Source organism: Streptomyces sp. NBC_01294 (assembly GCF_035917235.1).
Classification (GTDB): Bacteria; Actinomycetota; Actinomycetes; order Streptomycetales; family Streptomycetaceae; genus Streptomyces; species Streptomyces caledonius.
Genome location: NZ_CP108423.1, coordinates 2728979 through 2744656 on the forward strand (window position 1 = coordinate 2728979; position 15678 = coordinate 2744656).

The 15678-nt window shown below is 72.1% G+C and carries 17 protein-coding genes; 9 read left to right on the plus strand and 8 right to left on the minus strand.

Features of this window, described 5'->3' with window-relative positions; translation table 11 throughout:
- Window positions 1-344 precede the first annotated feature (344 nt).
- The 4 genes from OG534_RS11940 (at window position 345) to OG534_RS11955 (ending at window position 3506) form a co-directional block, all read left to right on the plus strand.
- Window positions 345-1547 (plus strand): NAD(P)-dependent malic enzyme, encoded by a 1203-nt coding sequence (locus OG534_RS11940; RefSeq protein ID WP_442807073.1) that lies wholly within the window; start codon window positions 345-347, stop codon window positions 1545-1547.
- A gap of 165 nt (window positions 1548-1712) precedes the next feature.
- On the plus strand, window positions 1713-2675 hold the full coding sequence (locus OG534_RS11945) for a zinc-binding dehydrogenase (RefSeq protein WP_326588066.1): 963 nt from the start codon (window positions 1713-1715) through the stop codon (window positions 2673-2675).
- 49 nt (window positions 2676-2724) lie between these two features.
- The gene (locus OG534_RS11950) at window positions 2725-2934 is read left to right on the plus strand and encodes a helix-turn-helix domain-containing protein (protein WP_030013034.1); all 210 of its coding nucleotides are present in this window, start codon (window positions 2725-2727) and stop codon (window positions 2932-2934) included.
- Entirely contained in the window at window positions 2934-3506 is a 573-nt protein-coding gene (locus OG534_RS11955; protein WP_326588067.1) for a Clp protease N-terminal domain-containing protein, read from the plus strand. The genes OG534_RS11950 and OG534_RS11955 overlap by 1 nt, the downstream gene beginning before the upstream one ends.
- Before the next feature lie 255 nt (window positions 3507-3761).
- On the opposite strand, the gene OG534_RS11960 is transcribed toward OG534_RS11955, so the two are convergent.
- Entirely contained in the window at window positions 3762-4703 is a 942-nt protein-coding gene (locus OG534_RS11960; protein WP_326588068.1) for a helix-turn-helix transcriptional regulator, read from the minus strand.
- 1 nt (window position 4704) lies between these two features.
- Entirely contained in the window at window positions 4705-5649 is a 945-nt protein-coding gene (locus OG534_RS11965) for a DUF4097 family beta strand repeat-containing protein (RefSeq protein WP_326588069.1), read from the minus strand.
- Window positions 5650-5803: 154 nt separating this feature from the next.
- Between OG534_RS11965 and OG534_RS11970 the strand changes: the two genes are divergently transcribed.
- Window positions 5804-6631 carry a hypothetical protein gene (locus OG534_RS11970; protein ID WP_326593563.1) on the plus strand — a complete coding sequence of 276 codons (828 nt, stop codon included), beginning with the start codon at window positions 5804-5806 and terminating at the stop codon, window positions 6629-6631.
- A 286-nt stretch (window positions 6632-6917) separates the two neighbouring features.
- Here the strand turns inward: OG534_RS11970 and OG534_RS11975 are convergent, their stop codons facing one another.
- A complete protein-coding gene (locus tag OG534_RS11975) occupies window positions 6918-7853 on the minus strand; it encodes a LysR family transcriptional regulator (RefSeq protein WP_326588070.1) in 936 nt (311 codons plus the stop codon).
- 210 nt (window positions 7854-8063) lie between these two features.
- On the opposite strand from OG534_RS11975, the gene snpA reads away from it, so the two are divergent.
- Window positions 8064-8732 carry a snapalysin gene (snpA, locus tag OG534_RS11980; RefSeq protein ID WP_326588071.1) on the plus strand — a complete coding sequence of 223 codons (669 nt, stop codon included), beginning with the start codon at window positions 8064-8066 and terminating at the stop codon, window positions 8730-8732.
- Between the two features lies 1 nt (window position 8733).
- On the opposite strand, the gene OG534_RS11985 is transcribed toward snpA, so the two are convergent.
- The 5 genes from OG534_RS11985 to OG534_RS12005 all read right to left on the minus strand — a co-directional run bounded on the left by OG534_RS11985 (window position 8734) and on the right by OG534_RS12005 (window position 12904).
- Window positions 8734-8937 carry a hypothetical protein gene (locus OG534_RS11985; protein ID WP_326588072.1) on the minus strand — a complete coding sequence of 68 codons (204 nt, stop codon included), beginning with the start codon at window positions 8935-8937 and terminating at the stop codon, window positions 8734-8736.
- A 52-nt stretch (window positions 8938-8989) separates the two neighbouring features.
- Window positions 8990-9571 carry a dihydrofolate reductase family protein gene (locus OG534_RS11990; RefSeq protein ID WP_326588073.1) on the minus strand — a complete coding sequence of 194 codons (582 nt, stop codon included), beginning with the start codon at window positions 9569-9571 and terminating at the stop codon, window positions 8990-8992.
- A 117-nt stretch (window positions 9572-9688) separates the two neighbouring features.
- On the minus strand, window positions 9689-10282 hold the full coding sequence (locus OG534_RS11995; RefSeq protein WP_326588074.1) for a GNAT family N-acetyltransferase: 594 nt from the start codon (window positions 10280-10282) through the stop codon (window positions 9689-9691).
- 166 nt (window positions 10283-10448) lie between these two features.
- Window positions 10449-11501, minus strand: a complete 1053-nt coding sequence (locus OG534_RS12000; protein ID WP_398561937.1) for a family 2 encapsulin nanocompartment cargo protein polyprenyl transferase — start codon at window positions 11499-11501, stop codon at window positions 10449-10451.
- Entirely contained in the window at window positions 11498-12904 is a 1407-nt protein-coding gene (locus OG534_RS12005) for a family 2B encapsulin nanocompartment shell protein (RefSeq protein WP_326588075.1), read from the minus strand. Before OG534_RS12005 ends, OG534_RS12000 begins: the two co-directional genes overlap by 4 nt.
- Window positions 12905-13141: 237 nt before the next feature.
- Between OG534_RS12005 and OG534_RS12010 the strand changes: the two genes are divergently transcribed.
- The 3 genes from OG534_RS12010 (at window position 13142) to OG534_RS12020 (ending at window position 15676) form a co-directional block, all read left to right on the plus strand.
- Window positions 13142-13597 carry an RrF2 family transcriptional regulator gene (locus OG534_RS12010; RefSeq protein ID WP_326588076.1) on the plus strand — a complete coding sequence of 152 codons (456 nt, stop codon included), beginning with the start codon at window positions 13142-13144 and terminating at the stop codon, window positions 13595-13597.
- Window positions 13598-13760: 163 nt separating this feature from the next.
- On the plus strand, window positions 13761-14957 hold the full coding sequence (locus OG534_RS12015) for a globin domain-containing protein (protein WP_326588077.1): 1197 nt from the start codon (window positions 13761-13763) through the stop codon (window positions 14955-14957).
- Window positions 14958-15085: 128 nt separating this feature from the next.
- Window positions 15086-15676: an N-acetylmuramoyl-L-alanine amidase gene (locus OG534_RS12020; protein ID WP_326588078.1), complete on the plus strand. Its 591-nt coding sequence runs from the start codon at window positions 15086-15088 to the stop codon at window positions 15674-15676.
- Window positions 15677-15678: the final 2 nt, after the last annotated feature.

Consider the following 15678-nt stretch of genomic DNA (forward strand, 5'->3'; position numbering starts at 1 on the left):
GTTCGAGACCGCAGATACTGCCGTGACCAGGGCTTTTGGCCGGAGTTTCTACGGCTCGTCTCGCCTGCCGGACATCAAGGTTTGGACTTTTCGCCAAAAGCGGGGCAAGCGACCTACAGTTGAGCGGGAATCGACTCGTCTGGGCGAGCGTTCTTCGGGTAGAACAGATCCTTACACCCCTCATCCGGGGCTCAGGGCGCGCGTGCGGCGCGCCCGCGCGTACGAACCTCCCCTTCGCGGAGACGGGCCAACCGTCGATGCGGAGTACGGACGCGGTGCCCGCCCACCCCTTAACCAGGAGTGGCCACCCTCAACGATTCAAAGGACTTAAGGGGTCACACACAGTGGCAGCGGAGATCATCAACCCTCGCAGTGACAGCGTCACGGACAACAACCCGGACGCGGTTTTCGCGCTGCACCGGGGCGGCAAGATGGCCATCCAGGCCACGGTACCGGTCACGAACAAGGACGACCTGTCCCTCGCGTACACGCCCGGCGTGGCGAAGGTGTGCAGCGCCATCGCCGAGCAGCCGGAGCTGGTGAACGAGTACACCTGGAAGTCCAACGTGGTCGCCGTCGTCACCGACGGCACGGCCGTGCTCGGACTCGGTGACATCGGCCCGGAAGCCTCCCTCCCCGTCATGGAGGGCAAGGCCATTCTCTTCAAGCAGTTCGGTGGTGTGGACGCGGTCCCGATCGCGCTCGCCACCAAGGACACGGACGAGATCATCGAGACGGTCATCCGCCTCGCCCCGTCCTTCGGCGGGGTGAACCTCGAGGACATCTCGGCCCCCCGCTGCTTCGAGATCGAGCGCCGCCTCCAGGAGGCGCTGGACATCCCGATCTTCCACGACGACCAGCACGGCACCGCCATCGTCACGCTGGCGGCGCTGCGCAACGCGGCGAAGCTCACGGGTCGCACCCTCGGCGACCTGCGCGCCGTGATCTCGGGTGCGGGCGCGGCGGGCATCGCCATCGCCAAGATCCTCGTGGACGCGGGCATCGGCGACGTCTGCGTCACCGACCGCAAGGGCGTCGTGTCCGCGGACCGCTCCGACCTGACGGACGTCAAGACGGAGATCGCGGGCCTGACGAACAAGACGAACCAGACCGGCTCGCTGGAGTCGGCCCTCGCGGGCGCGGACGTCTTCATCGGCGTCTCCGGCGGCACGGTCCCGGAGGAGGCGGTGGCCTCGATGGCGAAGGACGCCTTCGTCTTCGCCATGGCCAACCCGAACCCGGAGGTCCACCCGGACGTCGCGCACAAGTACGCGGCGGTCGTGGCCACGGGCCGTTCGGACTTCCCGAACCAGATCAACAACGTGCTGGCGTTCCCGGGCATCTTCGCGGGTGCCCTCAAGGTGCGCGCCACCCGGATCACCGAAGGCATGAAGATCGCCGCCGCCGACGCCATCGCCGGCGTCGTGGGTGACGAGCTCGCCGCCGACTACGTGATCCCGTCGCCGTTCGACGAGCGCGTCGCGGAGGCCGTCTCCGCGGCCGTCGCCGCCGCGGCCAAGGCGGACGGCGTGGCCCGCCTGGTCTGACCGCGGACCCGAGGCGTACGAGCAGAGGCCCGACCGGATCCTTCCGGTCGGGCCTCCGCTCTTTCGCGCGGCGGCCCGGTCTGCCCGCCCAGTGCGACGAAGGCCTCACCGCCGCGGCCGCCGGAAGGTCTGGAACCCGGCCCTACCGAGCGGTAGCGTCGCGGCATGTTCGCTGCCTACGCCGCCCGAATCGACCGTGACCAGCCGCTGAACGGCCTTGAGCTGGGCGACCGCCCCGCCCCTGAGGCCCGGCCCGGCTGGGTGACCGTGAACGTCAAGGCCGCCTCCCTCAACCACCACGACCTGTGGTCGCTGCGCGGGGTGGGCCTCGGCGAGGAAAGACTCCCGATGATCCTCGGCTGCGACGCCGCCGGGATCGACCAGGACGGCAACGAGGTCGTCCTGCACTCCGTGATCGGCCAGAGCGGCCACGGGGTCGGCCCGGACGAGCCCCGCTCGATCCTGACCGAGCGCTACCAGGGCACTTTCGCCGAGCAGGTGACCGTCCCCGCCTGGAACGTCCTGCGCAAGCCCGCCGAGCTGTCCTTCGAGGAGGCCGCCTGCCTCCCGACGGCCTGGCTGACCGCGTACCGGATGCTGTTCACCAACGCCGGGGTGCGCCCCGGGGACTCCGTCCTGGTGCAGGGCGCCGGCGGGGGTGTCGCGACCGCCGCGATCGCCCTCGGCAAGGCGGCGGGCCTGCGGGTCTTCGCCACCAGCCGCGACGAGGCCAAGCGCAAGCGGGCCGTGGAGCTGGGCGCGGTCGAGGCGTACGAGCCGGGCGCGCGGCTGCCGCAGCGGGTGGACGCGGTGATCGAGACGGTGGGCGCCGCCACCTGGTCCCACTCGGTGAAGTCCCTGCGCCCCGGCGGCACCCTGGTGATCTCCGGTGCGACGAGCGGCGACCGCCCGGCGCACGCCGAGCTGACCCGGATCTTCTTCCTGGAGCTGAAGGTGGTCGGCTCGACGATGGGCTCGAAGGACGAGCTGGAGGACCTGCTGTCGTTCTGCGCCACGACCGGGCTGCGGCCGGTCATCGACGAGGTGCTGCCGCTGGACCGGGCGCGGGAGGGGTTCGAGAAGCTCGCGTCGGGCGACCTCTTCGGCAAGATCGTCCTCAAGCCGTAGATGTCAACCGGGGTTGACGCCACCTCCCGCGTCAACCTACATTGACACCATGACGGAAGCGACCGATCTCGCCGAACGGGCCGGTGACCGCGACCCGCGCGTGGGCCTGCGTGCCGTGGCGGCCCTCCGGAGGCTGCTGGAGCAGCTGGAGGCCGTACAGGTACGCAGTGCCCGCGCGCAGGGGTGGTCCTGGCAGGAGATCGCGGCCGAGCTGGGCGTCAGCCGGCAGGCCGTGCACAAGAAGTACGGGAGGCTCTGATGTTCGAACGCTTCACCCGGGACGCCCGGTCGACCGTGAAGGGTGCGGTGGCCGAGGCCCGGCAGACGGGGGCCGCCACGGTCACCGAGGAACACCTGCTGCTCTCGCTGCTGGCCCTCGGGGCCCTGGACCCCCTGGGCGTGGACCGCACGGCGGTCGCCGCCGACCTCACGGCAGCCCGCCGCCGGGGCGGCATGTCCCGGGCGGACGAGGAGGCGCTGGCCGGACTCGGCATCGACCTCACGGAGATCGTCTCCCGCATCGAGGAGACCCACGGCGAGGGCGCCCTCGCGGCCCCGGCCCCGCGCAGGCGGACCCTGGGCTCCTCGCTCCGCTCGGCCCTGGGCCGGGAACGTCCGGCGGGCAGCGCCGGCAGCCATCACGTCCCCTTCACCGAGGACGCGAAGAAGGTCCTGGAACAGTCCCTGCGCATCGCCCTGGGCCGCAAGGACAACCACATCGGCACCCTGCACCTCCTCCTGGCCCTGCTCTCCCGCCCCGGCCCGGTCTCAGAGGTCCTGACGGACCACGGCATCACCTACACCACGGCCGAATCCACCCTCAAGACCTGACATGCAGCCACTCCAGCACCGCCAGGCCATTCCAGCGTCGCCAGGCCACTCCAGCCCCGCCGGCGATTGAGGCGCGGGGCCCGGGGCGGAGCCCCGCTCTCTCACCCGCACCGGCCCACTCCAGCGTCGCCAACCCACTCCAGCGCCGCCAGGCCACTCCAGCCCCGCCGGCGATTGAGGCGCGGGGTCCGGGGCGGAGCCCCGTTCCTTGAGCCTCGCCGGCGATTGAGGCGCGGGGCCCGGGCCGAGCCCGGGCTACGGCCTGGCCCGAAGCGCCGCCCCCAGCCGCGCCCCGGCCTCCGCAAGGTGCCCACGGGCCTCGGCCACCTGAGCCGCACTCACCCCGTGATCCCGCGCCGCATCCCGCACCTCGTCGCGGAAGCGGTCCAGCAGCCGGTCCAGGTCACGCGCCGGGTCACCGGTGGGCGCCAGATCCTCGGCCCAGCCGGCAGCCGCATCCGATTCCCCCGCCCGCCCAGCCGCAGGCGCAGAGGCAGACCCAGCCCCAGCCCCGGCCCCGGCCCCGGCCCCGGCCCCACTCGGCACACCCCCACCGAGCCACGCCCCCGCCAGACTCCCCAGAACCCCGCCGGACTTGGCGAACTGCTCCTGCAGCTGCCCCGCGATCCGCTGGACCTCCTCGCGCGCCCGCTCCTGCGCCTCCTTCGCCTGGCGGCGTGCCTGCTGCGCCTCCTCACGCGCCCGCCGGCTCTCGTCCTTCGCCCGGCGCGCCTGTTCCTTCCACTCCTGCCGCGCCTTGCGCAGCTCCTCCTTGGCCGCCTTCCAGGACTCGTCCTCACCCACGGGCGTCGCCGACGCGGACGCCGCCGCCCGCATCTCGCGCCGCAGGTCACCCGCGGCGCCCCGGACATCGCTCCGGATCTCGGCGGCGAGTTCGGTGACCGAGTCGCGGATCTCCAGCTCCAGGTCGGCCAGTTCACCGCTGCGGTCGGCCAGTTCGGCGCGGCCCGCCTCGGAGATCGAGTACACCTTGCGCCCGCCCTCGGTGGCGTGCGTGACCAGGCCCTCGGCCTCCAGCTTGGCCAGGCGCGGGTACACGGTGCCCGCGGAGGGCGCGTACAGGCCCTGGAAGCGCTCCTCCAGCAGGCGGATCACCTCGTACCCGTGGCGCGGGGCCTCGTCGAGCAGCTTGAGGAGGTAGAGGCGGAGACGGCCGTGGGCGAAGACGGGCGGCATGTCAGAGCACCTTCTTGTCGAGCGCGAGGGGAGCGGGGGCGGGGGCGTCCGCGTCGGACTGCGGGCGGCGCAGCAGCGCGATGGCGCCCGAGACGGTGGTGGCCCGCAGGGTGCCGGCACCGGTGCCGAGCGTGCCGGTGATCCGCTTGGCGCCCAGCTGGCCGGAGACCCGCAGGTCCTCGAAGGCGTTGGAGACGCCGCCGGTGGCGGTGTTGGCCTCCACGCGGGCGTCGGCGGGATGCGGGAGGCGGATCGCGACCTGGCCGGAGACGGAGTTCAGCGCGATGTCCACGGGACGCTCGGCCGCCGGGCCGAGGTCCAGGTCGATGAGCATGTCACCGCTGACCGAGTCGGCCCGTACGCTCACGCCCGCGCCGTCGACGACCGTCAGGCCGCCGGACACCGAGTGGAAGCCGAGGTCGCCGGTGACGGACTGGGCCTCGACGCTGCCGGAGACGGTGTGCGCCTTGACCCTGCCGGACAGTCCGACGAGCGTGGCGTCGCCGGAGACCCCGTTGACGTCGGTGCCGCCGGAGATGCCGGAGACGAAGGCGGTGGCGTCGACCGCGGCCACGCGGACCTGGGTGGCGGCGGGCACGGTGAGGGTGAACGCGGCGCTACGCTCCCAGGCCTTGCGGCCGGAGGCGGAACCGGACCAGGCCTTCCAGGGCTTGGCCTCGATCCACTGCTTGAAGCCCTGGGAACCGTTCCAGGGCAGGTCCTCGTAGGAGACGGTGAGCGTGCCGCCGTCCTGCACGACGTACAGCGGCGGTCCGTCGACCTCGGTCACTTCGAGTCGGGCCGGCCCCTCTTCGGCGGCGACCACGTTCACCGTGCCGCTCACGACGCGGACGCGGAGCTCGGTCACCGGCTCCTCGAAGGTGAGCTTCTGCGGTGCGGCGAAGTGCCACGTCGACTGCGACGGCTGGGACGACTGCTCTGCCATGGTGCTGATCCTCCTCGTGCGTTCACGGACGGGCTCGACGCACGCAACATATCGCGTCTTCTGGATAACACGATATATCGCGGTCAAGCGAAGTCAAGCGTGCTGCCCGAATCCGCCATTTGGGGGCGATTTGCCTTATTGTGTGCGCATGTCAATCTCCAGGGCCGCGACGGGCGGCATGCTCCTCTGCCGGGCCGAACCCCTCGCCGCCCGTCCTCCCGCGCACCTGCTGCGCGTACGGCTGCTGCTCGTGCCGGCGGGCACGTGGAGCGCGCTCGTCCCCGAGGTCAAACCGTGGCTCGCGGGCGAGGAGAGCGTGGCCGAGGTCCTCTCCGGATGGGGCTCGGCGATCGCGCTCGGCACCAACTGGCCGGTGCTGAGCGTGTGGTGGGAGGGCGGCCGGGCCGGATTCACCCTGTCGAGCGGGTTCCGGCGCACCGCCGCCTACGAGTGGGACGCGGCCGGGAGGCCGGCCGGCGCGCCCGATGCCATGCGGACCCTGGCGGTGCGGCTCGGACTGGACCCCGTGCTCGACCTGGAGGAGCTGGAACGGCTCACCCGCACCGACCCTGCCGCCGACCCCGCCGTCGGCGGCGCCGGTGACGGCGAGACCCGGCTGCTCGGGCTGATCGCCCTGCTGACGCGTGCCGGACTGGCCCTGCCGGCCGGGCTGAGCCCGGGAGAACCGGCCGACCGGCTGCGGGCGGCGGCCCGGGTGGCGGCCGGCGCCGAGACGGTGGAGTGGGCCGGGTGGCGCGATGCGGTGCGGGCCGAGCTCGACGCGGTGGAGGAGGGGCCGCTGGGGCCGTGGGTCCGCGGGCCGAAGGCGCGGAAGCTGGGTGCGGTGCAGCTTGCCGCGGGGGCGCCGCTGATGCTCTGGGCCGTGCGGCGGCGCAGCCCTGGCTGGGCGGCGGCGGGGGCCTGCCTGACGGCCCAGGGGGCACTGTCCCTGGCGTACGACCGAGCCCGTACGCAGCGCTAGCCGAGGCGGGTGCCGCGCGCGAAGCCCGGACCCGCGCCTCAATCGCCGGCGAGGCTCAAGAACCTGGGGCTCCGCCCCAGACCTTGCGCCTCAAACGCCGGCGAGGCTGAATTTCCCGGCCCTGCCGGACACATCAACCCCACCAGGCACATCAACCCCACCGGGCACATCAACCTCGCCACGCACATCAAGCCCCGCCGTGCACATCCAGCCCCGCCGGCGTTTGAGGCGACCTTTCAGCCCCGCCGGCGATTGAGGCGCGGGGTCCGGAGTGGAGCCCCGATCCTCAGGCCGCCTCCAGGAGGGGGCTCGCGTGGTGGTGGAGCCAGGCACGGTACGGCGGCGTGCGCAGCGCGGCCTCGCGGTACGCGTCGCGGAGGTCCTCGTAGACCTCCGCGTGCGCACCCGGCCGAGTCGCCAGCAGCAGCCGCACCGCGAGCGGATCCCCCGACAGCGGCCGGATCGCCATGTCCTCGCGCGGCCCGGACGTCGGCTGGCACGGCGCGACCGCCTCGCCGGAGATGATCAGCGAGGTCGCCGTGTGGTAGTCGGCGTGCAGCACCGGCGGGTCGAGCCCGGCCCCGGCGAAGACCCGCCGCAGGCCGTCCCACTCGCCGTCGACCGAGGGATCCACCATCCAGCGGTCGGCGGCGAGGTCCCGTAAGGAGACCACCGCCTGCCGGGCGGCGGGATGGTCCCGGGACATCGACACGAACTGCGGCTCGCGCTCCATCAGCACGTGCATCTGCAGCCCGGCCGGCACCCGCAGCGGGCTGCCCTCCACCTCGTGCACGAACGCCACGTCCAGCTGCCCCGCGTCGACCATCCTGAGCAGCGCGTTGGCGGAGACGTCCACCACCAGCGAGGTCTCGGTGTCCGGCAGCCTTCGGTGCAGCCGCCGCAGCCATCCCGGCAGGGCCCGGCTGGCCGTGGAGCCGATGCGCAGCCGCGGACCGTGGGCCAGCGCCCGGGCCTCCGCCACCAGCGCGGCCATCTCGGCCACCAGGGGACGGGCCCGGCCCAGCACGGTCCGGCCGAAAGGGGTGGGCCGGCATCCGGTCCGTTCGCGCAGGAACAGCTCGCCGTCCAGGGCCCGTTCGATGCGGCGCAGCTGGGTCGTCAAGGAGGGCTGGCTCACGCCGAGTTGCCGGGCTGCCTTGTGCAGGCTGCCGGCGTCGGCGATGGCGCACAGCGCGCGCAGGTGCCTGACCTCGAGCTCCATGACCTGAGGGTAGGCCGGTCCCGGTGGACCGCACCAGCCACCGATAGCCCCCCGAATCACGCCATTCTCATGTGAGTTGGGCTGTCGAAATCTTCCCGATAGGTCCGCGCTATCGGGGAGTGACATCATCCGCCGGGCACTTCCGCTCCCGCAGACTCCGGTACCGAACGACCACCCCCCACCGCACCGGACGAGTAGGAGCTCCCCCACATGCGCCACTCCCGTAAGGCCGTTCTGGCCACCACCATCGGCCTCGGCCTGGCCGCCGGCCTCGGCGTCGTCCCCACCGCCGTCGCCGCCCCCGCCCCCGTCGGCAATGCCGCAAGCTACGCCGCGTACGAGGGCTCGCAGGAGAACGTGGCCGCCAACCGCGCCTTCTTCGAGGCCGTGCAGCGCTCGGTCACCGAGCAGCGTGCCGCGAACCCCGGCGCCCTGGCCGTGACCGTCACGTACAACACCCGCAACGCGCCCAGCTTCCGCACGCAGATAGCCCGCTCCACGCAGATCTGGAACAGCTCGGTGAGCAACGTCAGGCTGCAGGAGGTGTCCTCCGGCGGGAACTTCTCGTACCGCGAGGGCAATGACTCACGTGGCTCGTACGCGAGCACGGACGGGCACGGCCGGGGCTACATCTTCCTCGACTACCGGCAGAACCAGCAGTACAACTCCACCCGGGTGACCTCGCACGAGACCGGCCACGTGCTGGGTCTGCCGGACCACTACTCGGGCCCGTGCAGCGAGCTGATGTCGGGCGGCGGCCCTGGCACCTCGTGCCAGAACGCCACCCCGAACTCCGCCGAGCGGGCGCGCGTCAACCAGCTCTGGGCCAACGGCTTCGCCTCCGGTCTGGACACGAAGGACCTCGCCGCGAAGGGCTGAGTCACCGCTCCTCGGGCACCGCGTAGTCGGGGCAGTCAGGGTTGCGGCAAGGACCCCGGCCCCATACCGGAATGAAGACCCCGAGGGACTTGCGCCGCCTGACCACCGTGTCGACGGGGCGCCCGCACGCCGGGCACGTCTTCTGTTCGTGCCCGGCCTGCGGGGCCACCCTCTCGTGCGCGTGCTTCTGCTGTTCACCGGCCATACCTCCACGGTAGGCCGGTTCGGCGCGTTTGGGAGGCCGAGCGGCCGGCGGGTCAGCGCTTGACGGCGTACGAGGTGACGGTCTGGCCGCCGCCGAAGGTCTTCGCCCCGGTGAGTTCCAGGGTGCGCAGCCCGAATCCGGCCCGCGACATGGGCATGCCGGTGCCCAGGAAGAACGGGTAGGTCTTGACGATGAACTCGTCTATCTCGTCGATCAGCTGCCCCGCGAGGTCCGCCCCGCCGCACAGCCAGATGTCGAGCCCGTCCTCGGCCTTGAGCTCGCGGACCCGGGCCACCACGTCCCCGCTGATCAGCTCCACCTGCGGGTCCGGCGCGGCGGTGAGCGAGCGCGAGACGACGTACTGGCGCAGGTGGCCGTAGGGGTTGGTGTCGCCCTGCTTGAAGCCGACGTCGTACGTGGCCCGCCCCATCAGCACCGTGTCGAAGCGCGAGAGCGGCGCGTCGGCGATGCCGAGGTGGTCGCGCCCCAGGCGGGCGACGGTGTCCGCGTACTCGGTCGTGAGGAACTCGATGAACTCGGCATCGAGCTGGGTGTAGAAGAAGTCGCCGTCGCCGTCCGGGGCACCGATGAACCCGTCGACCGACGTGGCGATGAAGTACGTGAGCTTGCGCAAGCGATTCTCTTCCGTTCGACAGTGTCCCCGCATCCGGGCACATCGAGGAAAGTACTTCAGGTGAAGTGGTTACGCAAGCCCCCGCGCGCTCCCGGTGTGTCCGGCCCCGCCGCGCGCCTAGCCCAGCGGCTTGCGCCACATCGGCCACATCAGCGGGCCGTCCGGAAGCTGCACCGCCTCGCCGGTGAACTCCCAGCCGAGCCGCTCGTACAGCCCCTTGCTGCGCTCACTGCTCGCCTCCAGGTACGCCGGCACGCCCTCGCGGTCGCAGCGCTCCAGCACCGGCCGCATCAGCTCGCTGCCCAGCCCCTCCCCCTGCCGGCCCGGGGCGACCGCGATCATCAGCAGGTACTCGTGCTCCTCCGCCGTCGGGTGCACCGCACCCGTGAGCCGGCCGACCAGTTCGCACCGCTCGTTGTCCGGGTCGGCCACCGCCCGCATCTTCGCGGGGATCTCGTCCTCGCCCTCCGGTTCGCCCGCCGGGATCCGCAGCCACAGCGCGGCCGCAGAGCCGTCCACGGCGTAGTCGATCCGGCCCTCGGCCAGCGCCACGTCCACGAAGACGCCCAGGAACTTCCCGTGCACCGCGGCCCGGTGCTCCGGATCCGGGAAGACCCAGCTGCTCACCGGGTCGGTGCGGAAGGCCTCGTCGAGCAGCCGAGCCACCGCGTCCCGGTCCGACTGATCCGCCTGACGTATCTCCAGCGCCACTGGTCACACCCTTCACTCGCGTGTCAACAACCGTGAGTGATCCTAGAGTTGGCGCGGACATGCGGTAAGGCCCGTTCCGGCATCGCTCGATGCCGGAACGGGCCTCCCCCGTACCCCCGTACCCCCGTACCCCCGCACCCCGGGCATCCGCCGCCCCCGCGCGCGGTCACCTCGTACGGCGCGTCACGAACTCCGCGAGCGACAGCAGCCCGCCCGCCGCCCCGAGGTCCGCCACCGCACGGGACAGGTGCTGGACGGCCCGTCCCATCCGGTCCGCCGCCTGGGCCTGCGCCCAGTCGCGCCCGCCGGCCCGCTCCACCGCGTCGGCGGCCCTGCGCACGTCGCCCCCGGTCATGGGACCCGCGTACAGGGCGGCTAGCTCCTCCCCCGCCGCGGTGCCCGAGGTGAGGGCGGCCACGACCGGGAGGGACTTCTTGCGGGCGATCAGATCGGCCCCGGCGGGCTTGCCGGTGTGCCCCGGATCCCCCCAGATGCCGATCAGGTCGTCGATCAGCTGGAACGCCAGCCCGGCCTCCCGGCCGAAGGCGTCCATCGCGTCGACCTCCTCCGGCCCGGCCCCCGCGTACAGGGCGCCCAGCGCGCAGGCGCAGCCCAGCAGGGCCCCGGTCTTGGCCGTGGCCATGGCCATGCACTCATCGAGCGGAACGTGCGGGCGCTGCTCGAAGGCGCAGTCCGCCTGCTGGCCCGCGCACAGCTCGATGACGCAGGCCGTGAGCCGGGACGAGGCGGCCGCCGCGGCCGGATGCGGATCCTCCGCGAGCAGCCGCAGCGCGAGGGCCATCATGGCGTCGCCCGTGATGATCGCGTCCGGTATCCCGAAGACGGTCCAGGCGGTGGCCCGGCCGCGCCGCCGGACGTCCTTGTCGATCACGTCGTCGTGCAGCAGCGTGAAATTGTGCGCCAGCTCCACGGCCGCCGCCGCCCGTACGGCCTCGTCGGCCCGCCCGCCCCCCGGACCCTGCAGGGCCTGGGCGGCGGCCAGGACCAGGGCGGGCCGGATGGCCTTCCCGGTGGTGCCCGCGGCCGGCGTACCGTCCTCGTGCTCCCAGCCGAAGTGGTACATCGCCACGCGCCGCATCGAGCCGGGCAGGCTCTCGACCGTGCGCCGCAGTTCCGGATCGACGGCTTCCCTGGTCCGTTCCAGCAGGGCCGCGGCCTCGTGGCCCTCGCCGGTCGCGATCGTATTCACGGCACTCAGCGCCAGCGGCCGATCTCGACGTTCTCCAGCACGCCGAGCGCGTCCGGCACCAGCACCGCGGCCGAGAAGTAGGCGGTGACCAGGTACGAGATGATCGCCTGCTCGCTGATCCCCATGAAGCGGACCGACAGGCTCGGCTCGATCTCGTCGGGGATGCCCGGCTGGTGCAGGCCGATCACCCCCTGCTCCTCCTCGCCGGTGCGCATGCACAGGATGGACGTGGTGCGGGCGTCGCTGATCGGGATCTTGCCGCTCGGGAAGATCGGCACCCCGCGCCAGGACGGCACCCGGTTGCCGTGGAACTCCACCGACTCCGGGTAGAGCCCGCGCTTGTTGCACTCGCGGCCGAAGGCGGCGATCGCCTTGGGGTGCGCCAGGAAGAACTTGGAGCCGCGCCGCATGCTGAGCAGCTGGTCCATGTCGTCGGGGCTGGGCGCGCCGTCGTGCGGCTGGATGCGCTGGTCGTAGTCGGCGTTGTGGAGCAGGCCGAAGTCGCGGTTGTTGAGCATCTCGTGCTCCTGGCGCTCGCGCAGCGCCTCGACCGTGAGCCGCAACTGCTGCTCGGTCTGGTTCATCGGCTGGTTGTAGAGGTCGGCGACGCGGGTGTGCACGCGCAGGACCGTTTGTGCAATCGAGAGTTCGTACTCGCGCGGGTGGGCCTCGTAGTCCACGAAGGTGCCCGGCAGGACGGCCTCGCCCTGGTGGCCGGCGGAGAGGTCGATCGCGGCCTCGCCGTACTTGTTGGTGCGCTGGGCGGGCAGGGCCCGTACGCGGTCCACGTGCTCGCGCAGCGACTCGACCCGGTCGGCGAGCAGCTGGAAGTCCTGCCGGGACAGGGTCAGCGCGGTGCCGGAGGTGGCGGCGCGGGCGGTGTACTCCCAAATCGATTCTTCATCGACGAGGGAGTCCTCGCCGAAGTACGCGCCGTCGGCGACGGTCTGCAGCACGGCGTCGTCCCCGTAGGGGCCCGGGCCGATCTGGTCGATGCGGCCGTGGGCGAGCAGGAACACCTGGTCGGCGGCGCTGCCGAAGGAGGTCAGCTCCTGGCCGGCCTCGAAGTCGATCTGCCGGCACCGCTGGGCGAGCTCGCCGAGGACGTCGAGGTCCTCGTACTCGCGCAGCAGCGGGAGTTCGCCGAGCTCGGCCGGGATCACCTGGACCTGGGTGCCGGTCTTGATGAACTCCACGCGTCCGTCGCCGACGGAGTAGCTCAGCCTGCGGTTCACGCGGTACGTGCCGCCCTGCACGGACACCCACGGCAGCATCTTCAGGAGCCACCGCGAGGTGATCTCCTGCATCTGCGGCGCGGACTTGGTCGTGGTTGCCAAGTTCCGCGCGGCCGTCGTCCCGAGACTGCGCTGCGGCGTCTGGGCCTCGGACTCGGAACCCGCCTGGACCGACATGTGTTTCCCTTTCGATCACTCCATGGATCTGCGGGATGCAGCCTTTCAGCACGGAACGTGGTGGGACCATTACACAAAAGGGTGGGACTACTCCGTCCGGGGGTGGGGCACTCTTTGGGGTCCACCTCCCTCCCCACGCGCCCCCTGAACCCCGGGCATCCCACCCATTTCGGCCAGCCGACCGCTTTGGGCGGGTTTTAATTTGCAGACCAGATGCAAATTTCCTACGGTGGGCGCATGCGGCTGACCCGATTCACCGACCTGGCGCTGCGCGTCCTGATGCGCCTGGCCGTCGAGGACACGGACCTCCCGACCACGCGCGACGTGGCGGCGACCATGGAGGTCCCGTACACCCACACGGCGAAAGTGGTCGCCAGGCTGCAGCATCTCGGCCTGGTCGAGGCACGGCGCGGCCGCGGGGGCGGGCTCGCCCTGACCTCCGCCGGGCGTGCCGCCTCGGTGGGCGCGGTGGTGCGCGAGCTGGAGGGGGAGGGTGACGTCGTGGACTGCGACGGCACCACGCCCTGTCCGCTGCGCGGCGCCTGCCTCCTGCGCGGCGCCCTGCGCCGGGCCCAGGAGGCCTTCTTCGCCGCACTGGACCCGCTGACGGTGAACGACCTGGTGGCGGCGCCCACCGGTCCGCTCCTGCTGGGGATTTCGAGCAGGGCACCGACGGGGGCCGCAGGGCCCTGACCGCCGGGCCGAGTGGCCGATTCCCGCTGCCCGCGGGTCGGCCCACACCGAGCCCCGCAGGGGGTTCGAACAGAAGTCCGCACCACGGCGGACTCGCACGACCAAAAATACGCATCTAAATTACCAATTCACAGAGTCACGTTCACCGCACGAGGAGTCCCGCATGCTGTCCGAGAAGTCGACCGCGACCGTTCGAGCCACCCTGCCCGCCGTCGGCGCGGCCATCGGCGACATAGCGGAGCTCTTCTACACCAAGCTCTTCGCCGCCCACCCGGAGCTGATCCGCGACCTGTTCAACCGGGGCAACCAGAGCTCCGGCCTCCAGCAGCAAGCCCTCGCCGGCTCCATCGCCGCCTTCGCGACCCACCTCGTCGAGCACCCGGACACCCGCCCCGACGTGATGCTCGGCCGCATCGCCCACAAGCACGCCAGCCTCGGCATCACCCGCGAGCAGTACGCGGTCGTCCACCAGCACCTCTTCGAGGCGATCACGGAGATCCTCGGCGAGGCCGTCACCCCCGAGGTCGCCCGGGCCTGGGACGAGGTCTACTGGCTGATGGCGGGCGCCCTGATCGCCGTGGAGGAGCGCCTCTACGCCGAGCAGCGGGTCACCGCCGGGGACGTGTGGCGCGAATGGACCGTCACCGGCCGGGTGGAGGAGACCGCCGACTGCACCACCTTCCGGCTGACCCCCGCGGACGGCGCCCCCGCACCCGCGCACCGGCCCGGCCAGTACGTCTCCGTGCAGGTCGAACTCCCCGACGGGGCCCGCCAGATCCGCCAGTACAGCCTGACCACCTCCCCCGGCTCGCCGGTCCGCGCGATCACCGTCAAGCGGGTCCACGGCCCGGCCGCCATCGGCCCCGACGGCGAGGTCTCCCACCACCTGCACACCCGGGTCCACGCGGGCGACACCCTGCGGGTCTCGGCCCCGTACGGCGACCTGGTCCTGGAGGACTCCGGCGCGCCGGTCCTGCTCGCCTCGGCCGGCATCGGCTGCACGCCGATGCTCTCGATGCTGGAGCACCTGGCCGACACCGGGCACTCCGCGCCGGTGACGGTGCTGCACGCCGACCGCTCCCCCGCCGACCACCCACTGCGGGGCGACCACCGGGCCCTGACCCACAAACTGGCCGACGCCTCGGCCCGGTTCTGGTACGAGGAGGCGGCGGAGCCGGGAGACGGCCGGGGCCGCATGGACCTGTCGGCCGTCCCCGTCGCCCCGGGCACCCGGGCCTACCTCTGCGGGCCGGTCCCCTTCATGCGGGCCGTGCGCGAGCAGCTGATCGCCAAGGGCGTGCCGGCCCGCGACATCCACTACGAGGTGTTCGGCCCGGACCTGTGGCTCGCCTCCGCCTGACGCGTGTCCGAATCGGCTCGCTCGCCGTACGAAGGCACTAGTCGCGGAAGGGCCGCCTCCACTAAACCGTTGAGTGATGAGACGGACACACAGGGTGTCCGTCGAGCACCGCAACGAAGGAGGCGGCCATGGCCGCACCCATGTCCGCGGACCGGTTCATCGGCGCATTGCGGAACGAGGGACTCACCGTCGTCGAAGTCGGCGCCTGGCGCACCCACAACCGCAACCACAAGGGCCCCTGGGGCCCGGTGCACGGGGTGATGATCCACCACACCGTCACGCGCGGCACCCCGTACACCGTCCAGCTCTGCCGCGAGGGCCACAGCGCCCTGCCCGGACCCCTCTGCCACGGCGTGATCGCCAAGGACGGCCGCGTCCACCTGGTCGGCTACGGCCGCGCCAACCACGCGGGCTCCGGTGACTCCGACGTGCTGGCGGCGGTCATCGCGGAGAAGCGGCTCCCGCCCGACAACCAGGCGAACACCGACGGCAACCGCCACTTCTACGGCTTCGAGTGCGAGAACCTCGGCGACGGCGAAGACCCCTGGCCGGCCGTCCAGCTCGACGCCGTCACCCGCGCGGCGGCGGCCCTGTGCCGGGTCCACGCCTGGACGGCCCGCTCGGTGATCGGCCACCTCGAATGGCAGCCCGGCAAGCCCGACCCCAGGGGCTTCACGATGCACTCCCTGCGCGAACGCATCGGCGAGCGCCTGAAGTAACA

What these genes read in the sequence shown, in the direction of transcription:
- OG534_RS11945 (WP_326588066.1), top strand. Translation starts at nt 1,713, where the DNA reads ATGTTCGCTGCCTACGCCGCCCGAATCGACCGTGACCAGCCGCTGAAC.
- OG534_RS11950 (WP_030013034.1), top strand. Translation starts at nt 2,725, where the DNA reads ATGACGGAAGCGACCGATCTCGCCGAACGGGCCGGTGACCGCGACCCG.
- OG534_RS11955 (WP_326588067.1), top strand. Translation starts at nt 2,934, where the DNA reads ATGTTCGAACGCTTCACCCGGGACGCCCGGTCGACCGTGAAGGGTGCG.
- OG534_RS11960 (WP_326588068.1), bottom strand. Translation starts at nt 4,703, where the DNA reads ATGCCGCCCGTCTTCGCCCACGGCCGTCTCCGCCTCTACCTCCTCAAG.
- OG534_RS11965 (WP_326588069.1), bottom strand. Translation starts at nt 5,649, where the DNA reads ATGGCAGAGCAGTCGTCCCAGCCGTCGCAGTCGACGTGGCACTTCGCC.
- OG534_RS11975 (WP_326588070.1), bottom strand. Translation starts at nt 7,853, where the DNA reads ATGGAGCTCGAGGTCAGGCACCTGCGCGCGCTGTGCGCCATCGCCGAC.
- snpA (WP_326588071.1), top strand. Translation starts at nt 8,064, where the DNA reads ATGCGCCACTCCCGTAAGGCCGTTCTGGCCACCACCATCGGCCTCGGC.
- OG534_RS11985 (WP_326588072.1), bottom strand. Translation starts at nt 8,937, where the DNA reads ATGGCCGGTGAACAGCAGAAGCACGCGCACGAGAGGGTGGCCCCGCAG.
- OG534_RS12005 (WP_326588075.1), bottom strand. Translation starts at nt 12,904, where the DNA reads ATGTCGGTCCAGGCGGGTTCCGAGTCCGAGGCCCAGACGCCGCAGCGC.
- OG534_RS12010 (WP_326588076.1), top strand. Translation starts at nt 13,142, where the DNA reads ATGCGGCTGACCCGATTCACCGACCTGGCGCTGCGCGTCCTGATGCGC.
- OG534_RS12015 (WP_326588077.1), top strand. Translation starts at nt 13,761, where the DNA reads ATGCTGTCCGAGAAGTCGACCGCGACCGTTCGAGCCACCCTGCCCGCC.
- OG534_RS12020 (WP_326588078.1), top strand. Translation starts at nt 15,086, where the DNA reads ATGGCCGCACCCATGTCCGCGGACCGGTTCATCGGCGCATTGCGGAAC.